Origin of the sequence: Agromyces sp. NPDC058104, assembly GCF_042884835.1 — a bacterium.
In the GTDB taxonomy this organism is placed as follows: Bacteria; Actinomycetota; Actinomycetes; order Actinomycetales; family Microbacteriaceae; genus Agromyces.
In genome coordinates this window covers 93,801-116,054 of sequence record NZ_JBHVTD010000002.1, presented here as the reverse complement: position 1 = coordinate 116,054, position 22,254 = coordinate 93,801, and the positions used below count along the sequence as shown (strand labels likewise).

Genomic DNA, 22,254 nt, shown 5'->3' with positions numbered 1-22,254 from the left:
GATGACGAGGTTGCCGACGCTGTACGACGACAGGTCCTTCGAGCGCACGGCCTTCACCAGCATGGGCAGGTAGCTCATGGCGAAGAGGCCGGTGGAGATCGCGCCGGCGACGACGGCGACGTTCATGCGCTGAACGCTACGAGGGCGACGGTTGCCCCGCACCGGGGCCGCCCCGCGCGCTCGCACGCCGCGCGGAGCCGACCTGGTCGGTGGCGCCCCCGACCCCGCCGGACTACGTCACTGATGCCAGCGGCGACTCAATGACGTAGTCCAGCACGACGGGTGCCGCTCGGGCGCGCGTTCCCCTACCGGGCCTGCGCCGCGCCGGCGTTCGCCGCGGCGATGAGCTGCTCGATCTGCTCGTACGACACCGGGATGCCCGGGAACCCGACGAGTCGCCCGATCGGGAACGACACCATCATCTTCGCCATGCCCTCGTCGGTGAAGACGTCGGTGTCGCCCATGCCGTCGGCGAGCGACGCGAGCGCCGCCGCGGCCGCGGGGCCCGCGATGGGGTCGGCCATGACGTCGGCGATCGACGACTCCATCGAGAGCGGCAGGCGCACATCGTCGCCGTCGATCGCGACGGCTCCGGTGAGCCGGATGTCCCGGCTCGACGCCCCGACCTCGACCGTGAGCTCGCCGCCCTCGACGACCCAGCGGTCGACGCGCACGTCCCAGTACGCGAGGTCCTCGCGGCGCACCCGCACCTCGACCTCGCGGGACTCGCCCGCGGCGAGCTCGACCGAGGCGAATCCGGCGAGCGAGCGCGGTGCGCGCTGCACGGCCGACCCGGCGAGGCCGGTGTAGACCTGCACGACCTCGCGGCCGTCGCGCACCCCGGTGTTCTCGACGGTCACGCGCACGGTGAGCCCCGCAGCATCCGAGGCGACCGAGAGGCCCGAGTACGCGAACGTGGTGTACGAGAGGCCGTGGCCGAACGGGTACCGCACGGCGGCGTCGCGGGCGTCGTACCAGCGGTAGCCGACGAAGAGGCCCTCGCCGTAGCGCACATGCCCGAACTCGCCGGGGAAGTCGAGGAACGCGGGAGTGTCCTCGAGGCGCAGCGGGATGGTCTCGGCGAGCCGGCCCGAGGGGTTCACGGCGCCGTAGAGCACGTCGGCGATGCCGCTGCCGCCGGCCTGTCCGCCGAGCCAGCCCTCGAGGATCGCGGGCACGACGTCGGCGAACGGCAGCTCGACCACACCGCCGTTGGCGAGCACGACGACCGTGTTCGGGTTCGCGGCGCGCACGGCCTCGACGAGCGCGAGCTGGCTCGCGGGCAGCCGCAGGTGCTCGCGGTCGAAGCCCTCCGACTCGGCCGCGGCCGGCAGGCCGAGGAACACCACGGCGACGTCCTTCGTCGCGGCCAGTGCGACGGCGGCCGCCGCGAGGGCGGCGTCGGCTCCGGCATCCCCGTCGATCGTGAAGCCGGCCGCGTACGCCACGTTCGGCTCGCCCGCGACCTCGCTGATCGCGCCGAGCGCGGTGTCGAGCCGCGTCGGGTTGATGAGCGACGAGCCCGCACCCTGGTAGCGCGGGGTCTCGGCGAAGGCGCCGATCACGGCGACGGTCCGCGACGCGTCGAGGGGCAGCAGGCCGCCCTCGTTGCGCAGCAGCACGGCGCCGCGTGCTGCGGCCTCGCGGGCGAGGGCGTGGTGCGCGTCGACGTCGTACGCGGCGTCGGCGTCGGCGCCCGCGACGGCCTTCTGCGCGAGCTCGACGGCGCGCTTCGCCGCGAGGTCGAGCGCCGACTCGGCGAGGCGACCGTCGCGCACGGCGGCGACGAGCTGGGCGTCGGTGCGGCCGTCGGAGGCGGGCATCTCGAGGTCGAGGCCGGCCGGCAGGCCCGCCACGCGGTCGTTCACGGCACCCCAGTCGCTGACGACGAGGCCCTCGAAGCCCCACTCGTCACGGAGCACGCTCGTGAGCAGCCACGGGTCCTCCGAGGTGTACACCCCGTTGAGCCGGTTGTACGAGCACATGACCGTCCACGGCTGCGCGTCCTCGACGACGCGCTGGAAGCCGCGCAGGTAGATCTCGCGCAGCGGCCGCGGGTCGACGTCGCTCGACGCGCGCATGCGGTCGTGCTCCTGGTTGTTCGCGGCGAAGTGCTTGAGCGACGCGCCGACGCCCTGCGACTGCAGGCCGGTGACGAGGGCCGCGCCGAGCACGCCCGAGACGAGCGGGTCCTCCGAGAGGTACTCGAAGTTGCGGCCGCACAGCGGCGAGCGCTTGATGTTGATGCCAGGGCCGAGCAGCACGCCGACACCCTCGGCGCGCGCCTCCTCGCCGAGCGCCCGGCCGACGCGCTCGAGCAGCTCGGGGTCGAAGGTCGAGCCGAGCGCCACCGCGGGCGGGAAGCACGTCGCCGGCACGCTGTCGCCGATGCCGAGGTGGTCGGCGCTGCCGCGCTGGAGGCGCACGCCGTGCGGCCCGTCGGTGAGCACGATCGAGGGCACGCCGGCCCGCTCGACGGCCTTCGTCGTCCAGAAGCTCGCGCCGCTCGTGAGCGACGCCTTCTCCTCGAGGGTGAGCTCGGCCACGATCTCGGCGGCGTCGCGCGCGGCGAAGGCCGCGGCGGCGTCGACAGCAGTCGGTTCGAGGGTGTCGGTCATGATGCTGCTCCTTCGTTCGCCGGCGCGACGGTGCTGCGCCGGAAGAGTGGTCTGCCGTAGTCCTTCGCGAGCAGTTTCGCGAAGAGCCACCAGATGATGAGGGTCGCGCTCGCTCCCCCGACGACGCCGACGACGGCGTCGGAGAACCAGTGCGCGTTGATGAGGGTGCGCTGCCAGATCATGCCGACCGCGATGAGCGCGCCCGCGATCCACCACCAGCGGCGCTTCGCCGCCGGAAGGATCGCCGCCACGGCGACGAGCAGGATGCCCGCGCTCACCGCGTGCCCCGAGGGGAACGAACCGTGGTCGACCGAGAACAGCGGGCCGTACAGGCCGGCGGCGAGGTCGTCGGCCGGGCGGGGCCGGTCGACGAGGTTCTTCACGAGCTGCGAGACGAGGAGGGTGCCCCCGACCTCCGCGGCGAGGAAGAACAGCGCCGAGCGCCACCGCCGCACCACGAACAGCCAGATCGGGATGAGGAGGATCGTGAGCACCGCGCCGGGCAGTTCGCCGAGGACCTGGAAGAACATCGGCAGCGCCCACGCCTCGCCGCCGGTGCCCGGCGCGAGGCCGACGAGCACGCGCCAGGCCTCGTCGAACGGCTGGGTGAACGGCGCGTCGACGTCCTGCAGCACGGCGATCGCGAAGGCGACGAAGAGGGCGAGCCCCGCGAGGCCGACGACGAGCAGCGCTCGCGGCCGCTTCGGCCGAGCGGATGCCTCGCCGGTCCCGGCCCCGAGCGGCGCGGAGGTCGGCGCCGCGGTCGTGCCCGTGGCATCCGCCATCACTTCACCGCCTTGATCGGCCAGACCGCGAAGGCGCCGAGCACCGAGAGGACGATGCCGACCGGGAACAGCCCGGCGTAGCCGAACGTCAGCACGATCGCGCCGGCGACCGCCGGAGCCAGCGTCTGCGGCAAGGTGGCGGCGATGTTCACGACCCCGAGGTCCTTCGCGAACGACTTCGCCGAGGGCAGCACCTCGCTCATGAGCGCCGTGTCGACCGCCTGGAACATGCCGAAGCCGAGGCCCGCGATGAAGGTCATGATCATCCACGCGGTGAGGTCGGGCCAGACCCACGGCACCACGAGCGCGAGGCCGGTGACGAGCGAGGAGGCGAAGACGAACGGCTTGCGGCGCCCGAACCGGTCGGAGAGCGGGCCGGAGGCGACCGTCGCGATGAGGATGCCGGCGAGGCTGATGAGGCCGAGCAGCGGGATGACCTCGCCCGGGTTCTCGATGCCGAAGTAGTCGGTGAGCAGGAAGAACTGGTACCCGGTCACCGCGAAGTAGCCGGTGTAGAGCAGCAGCCGGCCGGTGAACGCCCAGAAGAAGTCGGGGTGCCTGACCGGGTTCACCCAGAAGGTGCGCAGGAAGTCGGCGAGCTTGAACGGCTCGGGCACGAGGTCGTTCGAGGAGTGGTCTGGGTTGAACACGATGAAGAGCGTGAGGATGACGAGCGAGAACACGGCGAACGTCACGTAGCCGGCGGCGATCGAGCCGAGGAACAGCGAGCCGACGATCTGGCCGCCGAGCGCACCGACCATCAGGCCGATGCCCGACAGCGCGGCGAAGGTGCCGCGGCGGTTGAGCGGCACCCGGTCGGGCATGACCGCGCTGAGGGGGCCCTGCGCGAAGTTGTAGGTGATCTGCACGAGGGTCCACGCGATCACCACGCCCACGAGCGAGTCCGCGAAGGCGAGGCCGACGAGCGCGAGGCCGCCCGCGAGCGAGCCGAGGAAGATCCACGGCGCACGGCGGCCGAACCGCGAGCGGGTGCGGTCGGAGATCTGGCCGGCGATCGGCTGCGCGAGCATCGAGAAGAACGAGCCGATGGTCGTCACGATCAGGAGGTTCGTGACCTTGTCGGCCTCGCCGAACTGCGACGTGATCTGGGCGGGCAGCAGGATGCCAGGGACGGCGCCCCAGATCATGAAGATGCCGAGGTTCGCCGGGATGATCCAGCCGAGGAGGCGCCGGACGCCGGTGATCGGGGCGGGCGGGTCTTCGTTGCCCGCGGCGTCCTCGAAGAAGGCGAGTGCCGCTTCGGGGTCGTCGAGGCGCTGGTCGGTGGCGGGTTCAGGGGTGGACGCCGTTGTCATCTGGGGGAATCCTTCTCGAGCGGCCTCGCCGATGAGACCGAGTGCGAAAACCATACGTCACTCGGTTTTAGTTGGCAAGCGACTAGCATGCAGGTATGGCACGACGGGGTTCGTACGCGAAAGGCATCGCCAAGCGGGAGGAGATCCTCACCGCGGCACTCGAGGTGATCGCCCGCAACGGCTACGGTCGCGCCTCGGTGCGCGAGCTCGCCGACGCCGTCGGCCTCAGCCAGGCCGGCCTGCTGCACTACTTCTCCTCGAAAGAGGAGCTCTTCGCCGAGATCCTCCGCAAGCGCGACGAGGTCGACCGCGAGACCATCGCCGCGGCCGACGCCGACCACGAGCTCAGCATGCTCGACGGTTTCGTGCAGGTGATCCGCCACAACGTCGACGTGCCGGGGCTCGTGCAGCTCTACGCGCGCCTCTCGACCGAGGCGACCGAGCCCGAGCACGCCGCCCGCCCGTTCTTCGACGAGCGCTTCAAGGCATTCCGCGAGATGGCCGCCGAGGGCATCCGCGAGAGTCAGCGCGACGGCGAGCTGCCCGCCGACCTCGATCCCGACCGGGTGGCGACCATGCTGCTCGCCCTGGCCGACGGGCTGCAGACGCAGTGGCTCATGGACCCCTCGATCGACATGGCGGCCCACATCGAGGACTTCATCGGCATCCTCCGCCGGTCGCCCACCGCATGACCTCGCTCGCGAGCGCCGACGTCCGCCGGCACAACCTCGCACTCGTCGCGAGCCGGCTCGCCGAGGCCGGCCCCGCGTCGCGCAGCGATCTGGCGGATGCCACGGGGCTCGCCCGCGGCTCGGTGACGGCCCTCGTGCGACAGCTCGAGGGCGACGGGCTCGTGCGCGAGACGATCGCCGTCGCCGCCGAGGGAAAGGGCCGCCCGCGCACCCTGCTCGAGCTCTCGGGCGATCATCTCGCGATCGTCACGGTGCTCATCGACGCCGACCGCGCGAGCGCCGTCGCGTCGACGCTCGGCGGGCAGCGTCTCACCAGGGTCGACCGTCGTCACGGTCGCCCGATGGGCGACCCCGAGCGGGTGCTCGACCTCGCCGCCGAGGCGTTCGACGAGGCGATCGCCTCCCTCGGCGAGCGCGCGGTCGCCGAGGCCACCGTCGTGGTGTGGGCCCCGGTCGGCGGCGAGCCGCCCGTCGTCATCGCCGACACCGACCTCGGCTGGGGCACCGTCGACCTCATCGGGATGCTGCGCGAGCGCTCCCCCGGCCTCGCCCGGCTCGGCGACGCCGGGCGCCTGCACCTCGTCGCCGACACCGCCGTGGCCGCGATCGCCGAGCACGCCGCGGCGGGGCGGCCGCGCGAGCTGGTCTACCTCAAGAGCGACTCGGGCATCGGCGGCGCGATCGTCGTCGACGGCGCACCGCTCGACGGCCTCCATCACCTCGCCGGCGCGCTCGGGCATCTGCCGGTGGTGCCCGACGGCGGACCCTGCGAGTGCGGCCAGCGCGGATGCCTCATCACCGTCGCCGGCCCCGACGTGCTGCTCGAGGGCGCCGGACTCTCGGAGCTCGCGCGCGAGTCGGGCCTGGCAGCGGCGCTCGACGAGTTCGTGCGTCGCATCGCCGCCGGCGAACCCGCCGCCACGGCCGCGTGGGACGGGGGCGCCGCCGAGTTCGCGCGCACGCTCCAGATCGTCTGCCTCACCGTCGACCCCACGCTCATCGTCGTGGGCGGCTACCTCGCGGCGCTCGCCGACGACCTCGGTGCGCGGCTGGCGGCGATCCAGCCGGGCATCGCGGGCGCCTTCCTCGAGGCCCCGCCGGTCGCCGCGAGCCGCCTGGGCCGCGACGCCGCACTCGTCGGTGCCGAGCGCGCCGCCGTCACGCGGCTCATCGCCGACCCGGCGGCCCTCGCCCGCCGCTGAGCCTGGGCAGGCACTCGGCAGAGCTCTCAGCCGAGGCCGGGCCGTCTCGGGCCGAGCCCGGCAGAGGTCGGCGCACCCCGTGCTCGGCCTCCGGCATCCATATAGTTCGCGACTTGAACTTTAACGATCGTCGCGCCACACTTATCCCGAATATCACTCGGTATTGATCGACGTTCCGCCCCCGGCCGTCTCGATGAAGAGGAGCCCCATGTCCGTCCATCCCCCCAGCGACCCGGCCACGGAGCTCGCGCCGACCGGCGTCATCTCGGCCACCGAACCCGCGCCCGGCGACGCGCCGGCGAGCCCGCCGCCCACCTGGCGCACCCTCCCCGGCCTCCTCACCACCGGCCTCGTGCTGTTCGGCATCTACGGCGGCATCGGGGCGATCATGCTGCCGATGCAGGTCGCCCTCCTCGACGAGGCGAACAAGGTGCAGAACCTCGCGATCGTCTCGACGGTGTCGTTCGTGTTCACCCTCTTCGCTCAGCCGATCGTCGGCGCGATCAGCGACCGGACCCGCTCGCGCCTCGGCCGCCGCGCCCCGTGGATGGTCGGCGGCGCGCTCATCGGCGGCGTGCTGCTGCTCGGCATGGGCTACCTCGACTCCGTGCTCTGGGTCGCGGTCTTCTGGGTCGTCATCCAGGTGTCGCTCAACGCCGTGCAGGGCCCGCTCTCGGCCATCACGCCCGACCGCTTCCCGCGCGACAAGCGCGGCGGCGCGAGCGCCATGTTCGGCATCGGCACGCAGGTCGGCATGACCCTCGGCATCATGGCCGCCGGCGTCTTCGCGGAGTCGATGAACCTCGGCCTCGGCTACGCCTCGTTCGGCGTCGCGATCATCGTGGTGACCCTCGTCTTCGTCGTCGTCGACCGCGACTGGCCGTCGAAGGACGCGACCGTCGAGCCCTGGAGCTGGAAGCAGTTCCTCTCGGGCTTCTGGGTGAACCCCGAGCAGCACCCCGACTTCGCCTGGGCCTTCACCGCGCGCTTCGCGCTCATGCTCGGCTACTTCGTCGTCGTCGCGATGTCGTTCTACATGCTCACCGACTACATCGGCATGTCGCTCGCCGAGGCCGGCTCGGCGACCGTCATGCTGACGCTCATCTCGCTCGTGCCGACGCTCGCGGCGATCGCGCTCTCGGGCTGGTGGAGCGACAGGATCGGCAAGCGCAAGGTCTTCATCTACGTGTCGTCGGCGATCATGGCGGCGGGATTCGTCGTGCCGATCGTCATGCCCGACATGACCGGCATGATCATCTTCAACCTCGTCAACGGCATCGGCTTCGGCCTGTACATGTCGGTCGACGCCGCCCTCATGACCGAGGTGCTGCCCGGCGGCGGAACCGCCGCCGCGAAGGACCTCGGCATCCTGAACATCGCCACCAACGTGCCGCAGGCGCTCAGCGCCGCGATCGCGGGCGTCATCATCACCTCGCTCGGCGGCTATGCGATGCTGTTCGTCTTCGGCATCGTCCTCACGATCGTCGCGGCGATCGCGACCGCCCCGATCAAGAGCGTGCGTTAGGAGCTCCACATGTCGCACACCCCCCTCCCGCAGTCCGCCGCCGGCATCGAGCCGGATGCCTCGGCGCCGACCCCGTTCGTCGAGGTCGACACGCTCGCCGGCCGCGTCCGCGGCCAGTGGCGCCCGACCGTCCGCTCGGCCGGCGACGCCACGGCCGGAGCCGGCGCCGAGCGGTCGGCCGCGTTCCTCGGCATCCCGTTCGCCGAGGCGCCGATCGGCGAGCTCCGCTTCGCCGCGCCCGTGCCGAAGGCCCCGTGGGAGGGGGTGCGCGACGCCCTCGAGTTCGCGCCGACCGCGCAGCGCGGCGACCCCGGCGTCACGCTCATCCCCGAGCCGAGCGTGCCCGGCGACTCGACCCTCAACGTGAACGTGTTCACGCCCTCGCCGACGCGACCCGCCGACGGGGAGGCCGGGCTCCCGGTGCTCGTGTGGATCCACGGCGGCGGCTACTTCGCCGGCTCGCCCGCGAGCCCCTGGTACGACGGCCGCAACTTCAACCGCGACGGCATCGTGACCGTGACCATCTCGTACCGGCTCGGCTTCGACGGCTTCGGCTGGATCGACGGCGCCCCCTCGAACCGCGGCGTCCGCGACTGGCTGCTCGCCCTCGAGTGGGTGCAGCAGAACATCGGCGCCTTCGGCGGCGACCCGTCGCGCGTGACGATCGCGGGGCAGTCGGCCGGCGGCGGCGCGGTGCTCACCCTCCTCGGCATGGAGGCGGCGCAGCACCTCTTCCACGGCGTCTACGCGATCTCGGGGGCGACGGCCGACGTCACCCCCGAGCGCGCCGAGGCGCTCGGCCGCAAGGTCGCCCGGCAGCTCGGCGTCGAACCCGACCTGGCGGGATTCCGCTCGGTCGACGAGGAGCGCCTGCTCGAGGTGCAGAAGACGGCGACCGCGCTCGAGGGCCCCGACGCGATGAACGAGCTGCTCGAGCTCGGGCTGCAGCTCGGGCCGACGATCGACGGCGAGCTGCTCGTCCGCTCGACGCCCGAGTCGCTCGCCGCGGGCGTCGGCGCCGGCAAGCCGCTCGTGCTCGGCACGACCGACGACGAGTTCGCCATGGCCCTGCTCGACGCGCCGAAGCTGCTGCGCTTCGTGCCGAAGTCGATGCTGCTGAAGAAGTCGGGACTCGCGAAGCCCGTCGCGCGCGAGTACCTCGCCGCCAACCGCGAGGTCGCGAGGCTCGGCAACGCCCGCCTGCTCGGCCGCCTCGTCACCGACCGCATGTTCAAGGCCCCGATGCTGCGCGCCGTGGCCGCACGGGCGGCGGCCGGCTCGGCCGGCACCTGGCTCTACCGCTTCTCGTGGCCGTCGGGCGCCTTCGGCTTCGCCGAGCACTGCCTCGACGTGCCGTTCTTCTTCGACTGCCTCGACGGCCCCGCCATGGTGCCGCTCGCCGGCCCGAACCCGCCGCAGGCGCTCGCCGACGAGCTGCACGCCGCCGCGGTCGCGTTCATCGCGAAGGGCGACCCCGGCGAGGCGTGGCCGCGCTGGTCGGATGCCTCGCGCGCCACCCGCGTCTACGACACCCCGTCGACCGTGGTCGGCGACGGCTACGCGAGCGTGCGCCCGCTGCTCTGACCCGGCGCCGCCTGCTGCGCCTGCTCGTGCTCCTGCTCCTGCTCCTTCACCTGCAGCCGCTCGCGCTGCTGCTTCTGCAGGAGAATGGGCCCTATCCCCCGCTCACAGCGAGGGATAGGGCCCATTCTCCTGCGCGAGCCGGTGCGCCGGGGTTCGAAATCACCCCCGAACGGGGTACGTGACCGCGCGACGCGAGCCGAGCATGCTTGCGACATGACCGCGGCCGGCGAACCTCCCGTACCCACCACCACCGGCCCGCTCGACGAGGTGCACCGGGCGCAGTCGGCCCGGCTGCTCGACCACCTCGTCGTCCACGGGCCGGCCACCCGCTCCGAACTCGCCTCGGCGACGGGGCTGGGGCGCGGCACCATCGCGGGGCTCACCTCGCGCCTGCTCGACGCCGGCGTGCTGCGCCCCGGCGACACCGCGGCCTCCGGCGACGGCCGCGCGGCGCCGCTCGCCCTCGCGGCTGCCGACCGGGTGCTCGTCACCGCGATGCTCGCGCCCGACGAGGCGATCGCCACCGTCGCCGCGCTCGGCGGCCACGAGCTCGCCCGGTTCGTCGAACCGCTGATCGATGCCGACCGCGGCCCCGCCGACCCGCTCGAGTCCCTCGCGATCGTCCTGACCCGCGCCGTCGCGCGGGCGCAGCGCGGGGCCCAGCGCGTCGCCGACCTCACCGTGCTCGTCGACGGCGCCGTCGTCGGGCGGCCCGCCGTGGTCATCACCGACGCACGCATCGGCAGCGAACCCGTCGACGTGCTCGCGGCCCTGCGGAGCCTCGCTCCCGCCGTCGCCGAGCTCGAGCCCGGGCTGTCGCTGCCGATCACGCTGCAGCCTGCGGCGATGGCCGCGGCCCTCGCCGAGCACGCCGAGCTCCCCGGCATCGACGAGATGCTCTACATCGCCGGCGACGACGCGGTGACGGCCGCGGCGATCTCGGGCGGTCGGCCGCTGACGGGAGCCCACGGCCTCGCGAGCACCTTCGCGCACCTCCCGGTCGTGCCGGGCGGTGCGCGCTGCACCTGCGGCCAGCAGGGCTGCCTCGCCACGGTCGCAGCCCCCGAGCTCGTGCTCGAGCGCGCGGGCCTCACCGACTTCGCCGCCGCGCAGGGCCGGGCCGCGGCCCTCGTCGAACTGGTCGAACGGGTCGCGGCCGCCGACGACCGCGCCCGCTGGTCGTGGCTCGACGCCGCGCACTGGATCGGCCGGGCGCTCCAGCTCGTGGTGCCGACCCTCGACCCGTCCGCCGTCATCGTCGGCGGCTACTGGGGCGTCCTCCTCGGCGACGTCGACGCGGCGTTCCGCGCGAACCGGCCGACGATCGGCGGCGGTGCGCTCGAAGCCATCCCCACGCTCGCCCCCGCCCGCCTCGGCCCTGGGGCCGTGTTCGCGGGCGCGCGGCGTCAGGCGCGCGAACGCCTCGTCGCCGAACCGTCGCTGCTCGCCGGCTGAGCGCCCCGCCCCGCGCGGCCGGCGCGGCGGAAGCGGCTCGCGATGCCCCACCCGGTGACGCGCAGCATCGCCTCGACGACGATGCCGAGGCTCATCTTCGAGCGGCCGCGCTCGCGCTCGACGAAGGTGACCGGCACCTCGGTGATCGTGAGCCCCGCGTCGCGCGCGTGCCACAGCATGTCGACCTGGAACCCGTAGCCGCGGGTGTGCACGTCCTCGAGCCCGATCCGCCGGAGGCCGGCGGCCCGGAACGCGCGGTACCCCGCGGTCGCGTCGCGCGTCGGGAGCCGGAGCACCCACCGGGCGTACGCGCTGCCGCCGCGCGAGAGCAGCTGCCGACGCCTCGGCCAGTTCTCGATCGATCCGCCCGCGACCCAGCGCGAGCCGATCACGAGGTCGACGGGCTCGCCCGCGGGGTCGACGCCGGCGAGCGCGGCGAGCATCGAGGGAAGCTGCTCGGGCAGGTGCGAGCCGTCCGCGTCCATCTGCACGATCGGGTCGTAACCGTGGCCGAGCGCCCAGTCGAACGCGGCCAGGTACGCCGCACCCAGCCCCTCCTTGCCCGCGCGGTGCAGCACGTTCACGGCGCCGTCGGCCGCCGCGAGCTCGTCGGCGAGCACCCCGGTGCCGTCGGGCGAGGCGTCGTCGACGACGAGCACCGAGGCATCCGGAACCGCCGTGCGCACCCGGCCCACGATGGTGGCGAGGTTCTCACGTTCGTTGTACGTGGGGATCACCACGAGCGGTCGGGACATCCCTCGAATCGTAACCGCTCACGCCGGTCGCGTCGCACGCGGCCGGTCAGCGCACCCCCGACATGAGCTTCAGCACCCCGCGGCTGCCGACGGCGAGCGCGAGGCCGAGCACGATCGCGATGCCGCCGAGCACCCCGAAGTAGACGACCTCGTTCTGGCTCGAGTAGAACTCGGCGAGCCGCCCCGAGATCGCTGTGCCGAGCGCCACCGAGAGGAAGAAGAGCGCCACCATCTGCGTGTGGAACACCTTGGGCGCGAGCTTCGTCGTCACCGACAGACCGACGGGTGAGAGCAGCAGTTCGGCGACGGTGAACACGAAGAGGATGCCGATGATCGCGAGCAGCGGCGTCGAGTTCGGCCCGCCGCCCGCGAACGGGATGAACAGGAGGAAGGCGACGCCCATGATGGCGGTGCCGAGCGCGAACTTGATCGGCGTCGAGGGCTGGCGGTCGCCGAGCTTCGTCCAGATCGCGGCGAAGACGCCCGACAGGATGATGATGAAGATCGGGTTGATCGACTGCACCCACGACACCGGCATCTCCCAGCCGAACAGGTCGCGGTTGAGCTGCTCGTCGGAGTAGATCGTGAGCACGGTGAACTGCTGCTGGTACAGCGACCAGAAGGCGACGCTCGCGATGAAGAGCGGGATGAACCCGAGCACGCGGCGCCGTTCGACGACCTCGATGCGACGACTCGCGAGGATCACCGCGAAGTAGGCGACCGCCGCGGCGATCGTGCCCATGATCACCCAGGTCACGAGGTTCGTCGCGGTGATCGCGCCGGTGAGGACGAGCACGACGACGGCGATGACGGCCGCGACCGCGATCGCGATCACCAGCCCGATGCGATCACGGGGCAGCGGGTTCGGCACAGCCGACGCGACGGCCGGCAGCCGCTTGCGCCCGAAAGAGTACTGGATGAGGCCGATCGCCATGCCGACGGCCGCGAGCCCGAAGCCCCAGTGGAACCCGAGCGTCGAGGCGAGGAGCCCCGTGAGGATCGGCCCGAGGAAGGCGCCGAGGTTGATGCCGAGGTAGAAGATCGAGAAGCCGGCGTCTCGGCGCGGGTCGTGCTCGGAGTAGAGGGTGCCGACGACGCTCGTCGCGTTCGCCTTGAGGCCGCCCGAGCCGAAGGCGACGAGCACGAGCCCGACCCCGACGCCCACGAACCCGGGCAGCAGGGCGAGCGCGATGTGTCCGGCCATGATGACGATCGCGCTGTAGAACAGGACGCGCTCGCTGCCGAGCAGCCGGTCGGCGAGCCACGCCCCGAGGATCGTCGAGAGGTACACCCCGCCGCCGTACGCCCCGACGATGCCGGCCGCGGCGGTCTGGTCCATGCCGAGGCCGCCCTCGGCGGCCGAGTAGTAGAGGTAGATCAGCAGGATGCCCTGCATGCCGTAGAAGCTGAACCGCTCCCACATCTCCACCCCGAAGATGTTCGCAAGTGATCGGGGCTGTCCGAAGAAGCCCCGGTCGCCCCGGGTGTCGCGCTCGACCGGCGTGCTGCCGTCCGCGGGCTCAGGCGGCCCGGACTCCCCCGGGGCAGGTTCGGTCACGCTGCCCATGCGCACACCCTACTCCCCCGCCATCCCCCGGCCCGATCGGGGGGTGAGCCCCCGTTCGCACGAGGGCACGGCTGGCTAGCATCGATCTCGGGCACGGAAGTGCCCGATCGCAAGGGGGAACACCATGACTCGGATGACGCGCACGGGCCGGACGATCGGGATCGTCGCGGTCGCCGCGACGGCCGCGACGGTGATGAGCGGATGCGCCTGGCTCGCCCCGCTCGAACGATTCAGCGACGACGCCACCCTCGACGGCTCGGTGCGGTCGATCGAGATCGACCACCCCGAGGGCCGCGTGACGATCGAGGGCGTCGAGGGCGCCACGACGATCGAGGTGTCGCGCACCGTGTCGTACCGCGGCGACCGCGAGATCGGCGAGACGGCCGAGGTGCGCGGCGACGTGCTCGTGCTCGGCGGCTGCGGCAACAACTGCTCGGTCGACTACACGGTCGAGGTGCCGATCGGCCTCGACGTCGACGGCGCGACCTCGAACGGGGCGATCACCCTCACCGGCGTGAACGAGGTCGAGGTCGAGACGAGCAACGGGCGGATCGAGCTCGAGGACGTCACCGGCGGGATCGAGGCGAAGACGAGCAACGGACGCATCGAGGGTCGCGGGCTCGCCGGCGACGGCGTGCGCGCATCGACCTCGAACGGCGCGATCGAGCTCCGGCTGGAGACGCCGCAGGAGGTCGAGGCGCACACCTCGAACGGCGCGATCGACCTCTCCGTCCCGACCGACGGGGTGAGCTACCGGGTCGAGACCGACACCTCGAACGGCTCGGTCGACGTCGACATCGACGACATCGCCGACGGGGAGTTCCTGCTCGACCTCTCGACGTCGAACGGGTCGATCACCGTCACCGGGCGCTGAGCGGCCGGGCGCCGAGCGCCCGGCTCGCCGCTTGCCCCTGCGGCCGGTCTGCGGCATCCTGAGCTGACCCGGCCGAGGCCGGCCCGGCCGGGAGGGCGAGTGGACGGCACAGAGCACGAGGAACGACGGCGACGCCTGCAGCGCATCGTCTACGGGGCGGATGCCTCGCCCGACGAGCGCGCGGCGGCCGAGGCGGAGCTGCATGAGCTGGCGGATGCCGCGGCGAGCGCGAGCGCCGCTGCCGGCGTTCCGTTCGACCGAGCAGCAGATGGCATCCGAGCCGCCGCGGTGGCCGACCACCACGACCACCACGGGGACGCCCACGCCGCCGAGCCGCCGACCGGGCGGACCAGCCCGCCGACCGCCCGCTGGGCGATCGTCGGCGGAACGGCGGCGCTCGTCGTCGGCATCGCCATCGGCGTCGGTGTTTCGGGCCTCACGGCCGCTCCCGCAGAGCCGGTGGTGGCCGGAACGAGCGACGCGATCGGTGGGGGCTCCCAGCCGGACACGAGCGCCGAGGGATCCGTCATCACTGGACCCGGCACGCCCGTGGAGCTCACGCCCGTCTACGCGGTGTTCGCACGCGAGCAACGGCCGTCCGACACGGTGGCCGACGATGTGCTCGCGGGAAGCGAGCTCGACCGGGCGAGCACGAGGCTGCTGATGACCCGGTCCGACGGCGCCGAACTCTTCGCAGCCACACAGGGCGGCGGCGAGGACATGTGCATCGTCGTGGCGGTGCCCGAGCTCGGGGCCGGCAGCGCCTGCACCGACGGCGGCATCCTGCCGCCCGAGGGTCTGACGGTCAGCTTCGGCTTCGACCAGACCCTCGTGATCGCGGCCAGCCTGCACGCCGACGGCACGGCCGGGCTCAACGCAGCCGAGGAGCCCGCCGCCGAGTGACGCGCCACCCAGCGGATTTCAACCGTTGCGGGCGTCGCGCCAGGCGAGCCAGCGCTTCACCGGCTCGAGGTCGTAGTCGGGCCCGTCGACGCCGATGGTGAAGAGCCGCACCCCCGCGTCGTAGAGGGCATCGGCGTGCTCGACGTCGAGGCCGCGACGATCGAGCTCGTTCGAGACCGTGATCTCCGAGACATCCCGCCCGACCTCGTCGCCCCATCGGCGCAGCACGTCGAGCTTGTGCGCGAGCTCGTCGGGCGCGACGAACGAGTGCCAGATGTCGGCGTGCTTCGCGACGAGGCGCAGCGTCTTCTGCTCGCCCTTGCCGCCGATCATGACGGGGATGCGGCGGGTCGGCGCCGGATTGAGCTTCGCCCAGCGCGCCTCGATGCGCGGCAGCGCCGCGCCGAGGTCGTTCAGGCGCGAGCCGCGGGTGCCGAACTCGTAGCCGTACTCGACGTAGTCGCGCTCGAACCAGCCGGCGCCGGTGCCGAACACGAAGCGGCCGACGCCCGTGCCCTTGGCCGAGATGTGGTCGAGGGTGCGGGCCATGTCGGCCTGCAGGTCGGCGTTGCGGTACGAGTTGCAGTTGACCAGCGTGCCGAACTCGATGCGCTCGGTCTGCTCGGCCCAGGCGCCGAGCATCGTCCACGCCTCGAAGTGCAGACCCTCGCGATCGCCGTGCAGCGGGAAGAAGTGGTCCCAGTTGAAGACGAGGTCGGCGCCGAGCTCCTCGAGCCGCAGTACCGCGTCGCGGATGGACTCGTATCGGGCGTGCTGAGGCTGCAGCTGCACGCCGAGGCGTACGCGATCGTCGTAGGGCATGCGCACAGCCTAGATCGCGACGGGTGCACGGCGAGACGCCCGCCTCAACCTCGAGGCGGGCGTCTCGACCTGGCTCACTCCTTCAGGTCGAGCATCGGCACGGGCCGGCGGAATCCCCTCGTCGCGATCGCGAGGATGATCACGCCGAAGACGAGCCACGAGAGGCCGATGAAGAAGGTGCGGCCCGAGAGGCTCGTCCAGAGCCACACCGTCAGCGCGAATCCGATGAGCGGCAGCACCAGGTTGTTCAGCACGGCGATGCCCGACCGCTCGCGGCCGTCGATGAAGTAGTGCTTGATCACCGAGAGGTTGACCACCGAGAAGGCGATGAGCGCGCCGAAGCTGATCATCTCGCTGAGGAGCAGCAGGTCGAACACGAGCGCGAGCATCGAGATCGCCGAGACGACGAGCACCGCGATGACCGGGGTGCCGAAGCGCTTGCTCAGCCGCCCGAAGACCGCGCGCGGCAGCACGCCGTCGCGGCCCATCGCGAAGAGGATGCGGGCGACCGAGGCCTGCGAGGTGAGCGCAGAACCCGTCGCACCGGCGACGTAGCCCGCGATGAACAGGGTCGAGAGCCACTCGCCGCCGGCGGCGGCGACCACGTCGAGGCCGGCCGAGTCGACGTCGGTGAAGGCGTTCGACGGGAAAACGAGCTGCGCGGCGTACGAGATCACGATGAAGATCGCGCCCGCCCCGATGGTCGTGATCATGATCGCCCGGGGAACCGAGCGCTTCGCGTCCTTCGCCTCCTCGGCGAGGGTGGAGACCGAGTCGAAGCCGAGGAACGACAGGCAGAGGATCGCGGCGCCGGCGAACAGTGCCGCGAAGCCCTCGACGGTGCCGTCGCCCGTGAAGGGCAGGAGCGGGTCGACGCCGTTGCCGGCCGCCGTCGAGAACGCGAGCGCGAGGAACACGACGATGAAGATCGTCTGCACCGCGATGATGACGAAGTTGGTGCGATTGACCGAGACGATGCCGACGACGTTGAGCACCGTGACGAGCGCGATCGCGCCGACGACGAACACCCAGGCGGGGATGCCGGGGAACGACGCCGAGAGGTAGATGCCGAGCACGAGGTAGTTGATCATCGGCAGGAACAGGTAGTCGAGCAGCAGCGCCCACCCCGAGAGGAAGCCGACGGCCCCGCCGAAGCTGCGCTGCGTGTAGACGTAGGCCGAACCCGCGTACGGGTAGGCGACCGACATGCGCGCGTACGAACGAGCGGTGAACACCATCGCGATGAGGGTGATCAGGTAGGCGAGCGGCACGCGTCCGCCGGTGAGCTGCGTGACGATGCCGTACGTCGTGAACACGGTGAGGGGCACCATGTAGACGAGGCCGAAGAGCACGAGCGAGGGGGTGCCGAGCACCCGCTTGAAGCGGCCCTGGGTCACCTGCGCGGTGGCCTGGGTCGGCGAGATCAGCGGTTCCGGGGCCGGGGATTGGGACATGGACGGGGGATCCTTTCGTGGGTGCGCGGCTACGTTGCGGCGCGGTATCGGGGACTTCCTGCGAGGTAGGTGGCGATGACGGGAACACCGGCGAGCTCGCCGGCGGGGAGGTCGCGCGGGTCACGCGCGAGCTGGACGAGGTCTGCGCTCGCACCGGGTTCGATGCGGCCCCAGGGGGTGGATGCCTCGTCGGCGAACGCCTGGTGGGCGACGGCGGTCGAGTAGGCGTCGAGCGCGCGCTCGACGGGGAGGATCTCCTCGGGCGTCCAGCCGCCCTCGGGCACGCCGTCGCTCGTGCGCCGCGAGACGGCGATCGCGAGGCCGTCGAGCGGGGCGCCCGAACTGACGGGCCAGTCGGAGCCGAAGGAGAGCACGGCGCCCGAGTCGTCGATCGTGCGCAGCCGGTACTGCCGGTCGGCGCGCTCCTGCCCGAGCCGCGGCACGGTGAGCACGGTCATCAGCGGGTCGAGCTGCGCCCAGAGCGGTTGCATGCAGGCGACGACGCCGAGCTCGGCGAACCTGGCGAGGTCGCGCTCGTCGACGAGCTGGGCGTGCGCGATCACCGGGCGGCGGTCGCGCGGCCCGTTGGCGTCGATCGCACGCTCGATCGCGTCGAGGGCCTGGCGCACGGCGGCGTCGCCGATCGCGTGGATGTGCACCTGGAAACCCGCGGCATCGACGGCGAGCACCGCGTCCTGGAGCGAGTCGCCCTCCCAGACCGTCATGCCGAGCTTGCGTTCGCCGTGATCGTGCAGTCCCGAGCAGTACGGCTCGAGCAGGGCGCCCGTCTCGGACTCGATCACCCCGTCGGCGAAGAACTTCACGGTGTTCGCCGTGAGCATCGGCGAGCCGAGCGCCGCCACGCGGGCTCGTGACTCGCGCATGCGGGGCAGCTGCTCGGCGAACCGGCGGGGGTCGGCGTACAGCGCGAGGTTGAATCGCACCGGCAGGATGCCGCGTTCCGCAGCCTCGAGGTAGCTGTCGACGTCGCCGGGCTCGACCCAGGCGTCCTGCACCCAGGTGACGCCCCGCTCGAGGTAGTACTCGCCGGCCCGTTGCAGGGCGCGCATGCGCTCCTCGGCGGGCCGCACTCCGGCGGCGTCGAGCACGAGATCGACAGCGCCCCACTCGCGCAGGGTGCCGAGCGGGGTGCCGTCGGGGCGGCGCATGATCTCGCCGAGCACGGGGTCGGGGGTCTCGGCGTCGATGCCGGCGAGCTCGAGCGCCCGCGAGTTCACCCACACCGTGTGGTAATCGTAGGCGCGCAGCACGACCGGGCGATCGGCGACGGCCGCGTCGAGCCAGCGGGCGTCGAAGAGCCCCTCGGCGACGAGGCTCGGATCGTAGGAGGCGCCGATGATCCACTCGAGGTCGGGGTTCGCGGCGGCGTACTCCGCGACGGCGGCGACGATCTCGTCGACGGTGGTGCAGTCGCGCACCGCCGGCCCCTCGGCCTCCAGCCCGCCGAACAACGGATGGGCGTGCCCGTCGCCGAAGGAGGGCATGAGGAACCCGCCGTCGAGGTCGACCGCCTCCACCTCGGTGGACGCGAGTGCGGCGTCGGCCGCGGCATCCGCCTCGTCATCGAATGCGACGACCGCCCCGTCACGCACGAAGAGCGCGCGCGCCGCGGGCGCTCCCGCGCCGCGCCAGATGGTTCCGCCGGAGAAGTGGATCGTCGTCATGCACCGTTGCCTTCGTGAGCCGGGAGCGTCGTACGAACAGTGTTCATACGAACACTGTTCGTATCAGTGCTGAGAGGTTACACTCTGCGGAGGGCGGACGGAAGAGTCGAGGTGGAACGATGTCGACGGTGAATCGCGAGCAGCTCGTCGAGGCCGCCCTCGCACTCGTCGACGAGCACGGCAGCGACGCGCTCACCATGCGCAGCCTCGCGAAGCGCGTGAACCGGCAGGTGTCCTCGCTCTACAACCACGTCGGCAGCCGCGACGAGCTCATCGAGCTCGTGCGCGCCCGCATCGTCGAGGGCATCGACACCTCGCCCTTCGACGGGCAGCCGTGGGACGTCGGCCTCGAGGGCTGGGCGCGCTCGTACCTCACCGTCTTCGCGGCCCACCCGAACCTCATCCGCGTGCTCGCGACGACGCCGATCCGCGACGTGTCGACGTTCGTGATCTACGACACGGTCATCGGCGCACTGATCGACGGCGGCTGGCCCCTGCAGGACGCGGTCGCCGTGATGCGCACGGTCGAGGCGCACGTGCTCGGCTCGGCGCTCGACATCGTGGCGCCGAGCGACATGCTCGACCAGGCCTCGGTGCCCGCCGAGCTCGAGCGGGCCCATGCCGCACTCGATCCCCGCTACGAGGAGTCGACGAGCGCCATCGCGGCGTTCGAGCTCGGCATCGCCGCGCTCCTCGACGGGCTCCGCGCGCGGCGCGCGGCACTCGCCACCGTCGACTGAACGCGGCAGCTGCCGCACGAATCCCGCGCGAACGGGTGTCATGGCGCAAAGAACCCGCGTACACTCCCACCATGGACAACCTCGATCGCGCCATCCTCGACCTGCTCCGGCAGAATTCCCGGGCCGGGTACGGCGACATCGGGTCGTCCGTGGGGCTCAGCGCCTCGGCGGTCAAGCGCCGGGTCGACCGGCTCGTCGCCGACGGCGTCATCCGCTCGTTCACCATCCAGGTCGACCCCACCGTCGACGGCATGTCGACCGAGGCCTACGTCGAGCTCTTCTGCCGGGGCACCGTCGCCCCCGACGAACTCAAGCGCATCCTGCAGGACGTGCCCGAGGTGGTCTACGCGGGCACCGTCACCGGCAGCGCCGACGCGATCGTGCAGATCCGCGCGCGCGACATCGCCTCGCTCGAAGACGCCCTCGAGCGGGTGCGGATCGCCCCGAACGTCGACCACACGCGCAGCGCGATCGTGCTCTCGCGCCTGGTGAACCGCAACCGCGACTGACGTCGCGACCACCGACATGGATGCCTCGAGCCTCGGCCTCTCGATCGACCCGGCTGCGACCGCAGCCCCCTACGAGCAGTTGCACCGCGCCGTCGTCGCCGAGATCGCCGCGGGCCGGCTCGCCCCGGGCTCGAAGCTGCCGACCGTGCGCGCCCTCGCCGAGCAGCTCGGCCTCGCGGTGAACACCGTGGCGAAGGCGTACAAGGCGCTCGAGGCCGACGGCGTCATCGAGGGGCGCGGCCGCAACGGCACCTTCGTGGCCGAGCACGGCGACCCCGCAGAGCGACGGCTGCAGCAGGCGGCCGCCGACTACGCCGCACTCGCGCGCAGGCTCGGTGTCGAGGCATCCGCCGCCCGTGCCATCGTCGGCGCCGCGCTCGACGCCGGTTGACGCCGGGGGCACACGGCCGTCCTCGCAGAGGCATCCCACGCCCACCTTCGCCGCCCGGGACCCCTGCCCGCTGCGCCACTCGCGCACGCTCTGCGCCACTTCAACCGGCGCAGCAGGGGCGCAAGTGGCGCAGTGGCGCGGCGGCGCAGTGGCGCGGCAGCGCTACTCGGCGACCGGGATCGGCTGCTTCGGGAGCTTGCGCACCTTCGCACGGCGGCGACGCCGCTCGGGGATCATCGAGCGCATCTCCTCCAGCTTGCCGAAGCAGAGCAGCCGGTCGTCGGCCTCGAGCACCACGCCCTTGCGCGGGTTGGGGATGACGGTGGTGCCGCGGTGCAGCGTGAGCACGGTGATGTCGCGCTCCCAGAGTCCCGATTCGCCGAGCGTCTTGCCGACGAGGTCGGCGTTGCCGTGCACGAGCAGTTCGGCGACGCCGTACCCGGTCGAGACGGTGAGCCGCTGGCGCACGTCGATCTCGGGGAACGCCACCTGGTTCGCCATGTAGTCGATGATCGCGCCTGCGACGTCGAGGTTCGTGGCCGTCTCGATGCCCTGCAGGCCCGGCGAGGAGTTGACCTCCATCACGAGCGGGCCGTCGTTGCCCTCGAGCATGTCGACGCCCGCGACCTTGAGGCCCATGATCTGCGCCGAGCGCACCGCCGCGAGCTCGTACTCGGGCGAGAGCTCGACCGCCTCGACGCTGCCGCCGCGGTGCACGTTCGAGCGGAACTCGTCGCCGTTCGCGACACGGCGCATCGCGGCGACGACGCGGTCGCCGACGACGAGGGCCCGGATGTCGCGGCCGCGGCTCTCGGCGATGAACTTCTGGATGAGCACGTTCTGCTTCGTCGAGTGCAGCGTCTCGATGATCGCCTCGGCGACCTTGACCTGCGGCGCGAGGATGACGCCGATGCCCTGGGTGCCCTCGAGCAGCTTGATCACGACGGGCGCACCGCCCACCTGCTCGATCGCGGGCCGCACGTCGGCGCGGTTGCGCACGAACGCGGTCGGCGGCAGCGCGATGTTGTGCCGGGAGAGGATCTGGTTCGCGCGGAGCTTGTCGCGGGCGTTCGTGATGCCGTTCGCGGTGTTCGGCGTGTAGACGTCCATCTGCTCGAACTGACGCACGACGGCGGTGCCGAAGTACGTGATCGAGTTGCCGATGCGCGGCAGGATCGCGTCGTAGTCGGAGAGCGGACGGCCGCGGAACTGCAGGTCGGGCTCGGGTCCCGAGAGATCGATCGCGAAGCGCAGGGTGTTGAGCACCTTCACCTGGTGACCGCGCTGCTGCGCGGCGGCGCGCAGTCGCTGGGTCGAGTACGCCTGCGGCGCGCGCGAGAGGATCGCGAGTTTCATCGGGTGAGCCCTGCCAAGATG

At 72.1% G+C, this 22,254-nt stretch carries 19 protein-coding genes; 10 read left to right on the top strand and 9 right to left on the bottom strand.

Annotated features, from left to right (window positions below; genetic code table 11):
- Positions 1-305: 305 nt before the first annotated feature.
- From ACFVTH_RS08350 to ACFVTH_RS08340, 3 genes are read right to left on the bottom strand one after another with little or no spacing between them, the layout of a single operon-like run.
- Positions 306-2,618, bottom strand: coding sequence for a glycoside hydrolase family 3 C-terminal domain-containing protein (locus ACFVTH_RS08350; protein WP_387089073.1), 2,313 nt, complete (start codon positions 2,616-2,618; stop codon positions 306-308).
- Complete coding sequence (locus tag ACFVTH_RS08345) at positions 2,615-3,403, bottom strand: phosphatase PAP2 family protein (RefSeq protein WP_387089071.1); 789 nt, start codon at positions 3,401-3,403, stop codon at positions 2,615-2,617. Before ACFVTH_RS08345 ends, ACFVTH_RS08350 begins: the two co-directional genes overlap by 4 nt.
- Entirely contained in the window at positions 3,403-4,719 is a 1,317-nt protein-coding gene (locus tag ACFVTH_RS08340) for an MFS transporter (protein WP_387089068.1), read from the bottom strand. Before ACFVTH_RS08340 ends, ACFVTH_RS08345 begins: the two co-directional genes overlap by 1 nt.
- A gap of 95 nt (positions 4,720-4,814) precedes the next feature.
- Here ACFVTH_RS08340 and ACFVTH_RS08335 point away from each other — a divergent pair, with 95 nt between their 5' ends.
- The 5 genes from ACFVTH_RS08335 to ACFVTH_RS08315 all read left to right on the top strand — a co-directional run bounded on the left by ACFVTH_RS08335 (position 4,815) and on the right by ACFVTH_RS08315 (position 11,177).
- Positions 4,815-5,411, top strand: coding sequence for a TetR/AcrR family transcriptional regulator (locus tag ACFVTH_RS08335; protein ID WP_387089065.1), 597 nt, complete (start codon positions 4,815-4,817; stop codon positions 5,409-5,411).
- Entirely contained in the window at positions 5,408-6,613 is a 1,206-nt protein-coding gene (locus ACFVTH_RS08330) for an ROK family protein (protein ID WP_387089062.1), read from the top strand. The genes ACFVTH_RS08335 and ACFVTH_RS08330 overlap by 4 nt, the downstream gene beginning before the upstream one ends.
- 208 nt (positions 6,614-6,821) lie before the next feature.
- Positions 6,822-8,138 (top strand): MFS transporter, encoded by a 1,317-nt coding sequence (locus tag ACFVTH_RS08325; protein WP_387089059.1) that lies wholly within the window; start codon positions 6,822-6,824, stop codon positions 8,136-8,138.
- Positions 8,139-8,147: 9 nt separating this feature from the next.
- The gene (locus ACFVTH_RS08320) at positions 8,148-9,722 is read left to right on the top strand and encodes a carboxylesterase/lipase family protein (RefSeq protein ID WP_387089056.1); all 1,575 of its coding nucleotides are present in this window, start codon (positions 8,148-8,150) and stop codon (positions 9,720-9,722) included.
- A gap of 213 nt (positions 9,723-9,935) precedes the next feature.
- Complete coding sequence (locus ACFVTH_RS08315) at positions 9,936-11,177, top strand: ROK family protein (RefSeq protein ID WP_387089053.1); 1,242 nt, start codon at positions 9,936-9,938, stop codon at positions 11,175-11,177.
- On the opposite strand, the gene ACFVTH_RS08310 is transcribed toward ACFVTH_RS08315, so the two are convergent.
- Positions 11,129-11,932, bottom strand: a complete 804-nt coding sequence (locus ACFVTH_RS08310; RefSeq protein WP_387089050.1) for a polyprenol monophosphomannose synthase — start codon at positions 11,930-11,932, stop codon at positions 11,129-11,131. The two genes, ACFVTH_RS08315 and ACFVTH_RS08310, sit on opposite strands and share 49 nt — an antisense overlap.
- A 46-nt stretch (positions 11,933-11,978) precedes the next feature.
- A complete protein-coding gene (locus ACFVTH_RS08305) occupies positions 11,979-13,499 on the bottom strand; it encodes a peptide MFS transporter (RefSeq protein WP_387089047.1) in 1,521 nt (506 codons plus the stop codon).
- Positions 13,500-13,632: 133 nt separating this feature from the next.
- Between ACFVTH_RS08305 and ACFVTH_RS08300 the strand changes: the two genes are divergently transcribed.
- Positions 13,633-14,373 carry a DUF4097 domain-containing protein gene (locus tag ACFVTH_RS08300; RefSeq protein WP_387089044.1) on the top strand — a complete coding sequence of 247 codons (741 nt, stop codon included), beginning with the start codon at positions 13,633-13,635 and terminating at the stop codon, positions 14,371-14,373.
- A gap of 99 nt (positions 14,374-14,472) precedes the next feature.
- The gene (locus ACFVTH_RS08295) at positions 14,473-15,276 is read left to right on the top strand and encodes a hypothetical protein (protein ID WP_387089041.1); all 804 of its coding nucleotides are present in this window, start codon (positions 14,473-14,475) and stop codon (positions 15,274-15,276) included.
- A gap of 18 nt (positions 15,277-15,294) precedes the next feature.
- Here ACFVTH_RS08295 and ACFVTH_RS08290 read toward each other — a convergent pair whose 3' ends face one another.
- The 3 genes from ACFVTH_RS08290 to ACFVTH_RS08280 form a co-directional block, all read right to left on the bottom strand.
- The gene (locus tag ACFVTH_RS08290) at positions 15,295-16,098 is read right to left on the bottom strand and encodes an LLM class F420-dependent oxidoreductase (protein ID WP_387089038.1); all 804 of its coding nucleotides are present in this window, start codon (positions 16,096-16,098) and stop codon (positions 15,295-15,297) included.
- A gap of 74 nt (positions 16,099-16,172) precedes the next feature.
- Positions 16,173-17,552 carry an APC family permease gene (locus ACFVTH_RS08285; RefSeq protein WP_387089036.1) on the bottom strand — a complete coding sequence of 460 codons (1,380 nt, stop codon included), beginning with the start codon at positions 17,550-17,552 and terminating at the stop codon, positions 16,173-16,175.
- A 29-nt stretch (positions 17,553-17,581) separates the two neighbouring features.
- Positions 17,582-19,237, bottom strand: coding sequence for an amidohydrolase (locus ACFVTH_RS08280; protein WP_387089033.1), 1,656 nt, complete (start codon positions 19,235-19,237; stop codon positions 17,582-17,584).
- A 119-nt stretch (positions 19,238-19,356) separates the two neighbouring features.
- On the opposite strand from ACFVTH_RS08280, the gene ACFVTH_RS08275 reads away from it, so the two are divergent.
- The 3 genes from ACFVTH_RS08275 (at position 19,357) to ACFVTH_RS08265 (ending at position 20,877) form a co-directional block, all read left to right on the top strand.
- Entirely contained in the window at positions 19,357-19,977 is a 621-nt protein-coding gene (locus ACFVTH_RS08275) for a TetR/AcrR family transcriptional regulator C-terminal domain-containing protein (protein ID WP_387089030.1), read from the top strand.
- Positions 19,978-20,048: 71 nt separating this feature from the next.
- Positions 20,049-20,486: an Lrp/AsnC family transcriptional regulator gene (locus ACFVTH_RS08270; RefSeq protein WP_022889580.1), complete on the top strand. Its 438-nt coding sequence runs from the start codon at positions 20,049-20,051 to the stop codon at positions 20,484-20,486.
- Between the two features lie 16 nt (positions 20,487-20,502).
- Positions 20,503-20,877: a GntR family transcriptional regulator gene (locus ACFVTH_RS08265; protein WP_387089027.1), complete on the top strand. Its 375-nt coding sequence runs from the start codon at positions 20,503-20,505 to the stop codon at positions 20,875-20,877.
- A gap of 162 nt (positions 20,878-21,039) precedes the next feature.
- Here the strand turns inward: ACFVTH_RS08265 and ACFVTH_RS08260 are convergent, their stop codons facing one another.
- Positions 21,040-22,233, bottom strand: coding sequence for a RimK family alpha-L-glutamate ligase (locus ACFVTH_RS08260; RefSeq protein WP_387089024.1), 1,194 nt, complete (start codon positions 22,231-22,233; stop codon positions 21,040-21,042).
- Between the last annotated feature and the right edge of the window lie 21 nt (positions 22,234-22,254).

Bases quoted from the DNA above. Each gene is read 5' to 3' on its own strand.
- ACFVTH_RS08350 (WP_387089073.1), bottom strand. From the start codon at position 2,618: ATGACCGACACCCTCGAACCGACTGCTGTCGACGCCGCCGCGGCCTTC.
- ACFVTH_RS08345 (WP_387089071.1), bottom strand. From the start codon at position 3,403: ATGGCGGATGCCACGGGCACGACCGCGGCGCCGACCTCCGCGCCGCTC.
- ACFVTH_RS08340 (WP_387089068.1), bottom strand. From the start codon at position 4,719: ATGACAACGGCGTCCACCCCTGAACCCGCCACCGACCAGCGCCTCGAC.
- ACFVTH_RS08335 (WP_387089065.1), top strand. From the start codon at position 4,815: ATGGCACGACGGGGTTCGTACGCGAAAGGCATCGCCAAGCGGGAGGAG.
- ACFVTH_RS08330 (WP_387089062.1), top strand. From the start codon at position 5,408: ATGACCTCGCTCGCGAGCGCCGACGTCCGCCGGCACAACCTCGCACTC.
- ACFVTH_RS08325 (WP_387089059.1), top strand. From the start codon at position 6,822: ATGTCCGTCCATCCCCCCAGCGACCCGGCCACGGAGCTCGCGCCGACC.
- ACFVTH_RS08320 (WP_387089056.1), top strand. From the start codon at position 8,148: ATGTCGCACACCCCCCTCCCGCAGTCCGCCGCCGGCATCGAGCCGGAT.
- ACFVTH_RS08315 (WP_387089053.1), top strand. From the start codon at position 9,936: ATGACCGCGGCCGGCGAACCTCCCGTACCCACCACCACCGGCCCGCTC.
- ACFVTH_RS08310 (WP_387089050.1), bottom strand. From the start codon at position 11,932: ATGTCCCGACCGCTCGTGGTGATCCCCACGTACAACGAACGTGAGAAC.
- ACFVTH_RS08305 (WP_387089047.1), bottom strand. From the start codon at position 13,499: ATGGGCAGCGTGACCGAACCTGCCCCGGGGGAGTCCGGGCCGCCTGAG.
- ACFVTH_RS08300 (WP_387089044.1), top strand. From the start codon at position 13,633: ATGACGCGCACGGGCCGGACGATCGGGATCGTCGCGGTCGCCGCGACG.
- ACFVTH_RS08290 (WP_387089038.1), bottom strand. From the start codon at position 16,098: ATGCCCTACGACGATCGCGTACGCCTCGGCGTGCAGCTGCAGCCTCAG.
- ACFVTH_RS08285 (WP_387089036.1), bottom strand. From the start codon at position 17,552: ATGTCCCAATCCCCGGCCCCGGAACCGCTGATCTCGCCGACCCAGGCC.
- ACFVTH_RS08280 (WP_387089033.1), bottom strand. From the start codon at position 19,237: ATGACGACGATCCACTTCTCCGGCGGAACCATCTGGCGCGGCGCGGGA.
- ACFVTH_RS08275 (WP_387089030.1), top strand. From the start codon at position 19,357: ATGTCGACGGTGAATCGCGAGCAGCTCGTCGAGGCCGCCCTCGCACTC.
- ACFVTH_RS08270 (WP_022889580.1), top strand. From the start codon at position 20,049: ATGGACAACCTCGATCGCGCCATCCTCGACCTGCTCCGGCAGAATTCC.
- ACFVTH_RS08265 (WP_387089027.1), top strand. From the start codon at position 20,503: ATGGATGCCTCGAGCCTCGGCCTCTCGATCGACCCGGCTGCGACCGCA.
- ACFVTH_RS08260 (WP_387089024.1), bottom strand. From the start codon at position 22,233: ATGAAACTCGCGATCCTCTCGCGCGCGCCGCAGGCGTACTCGACCCAG.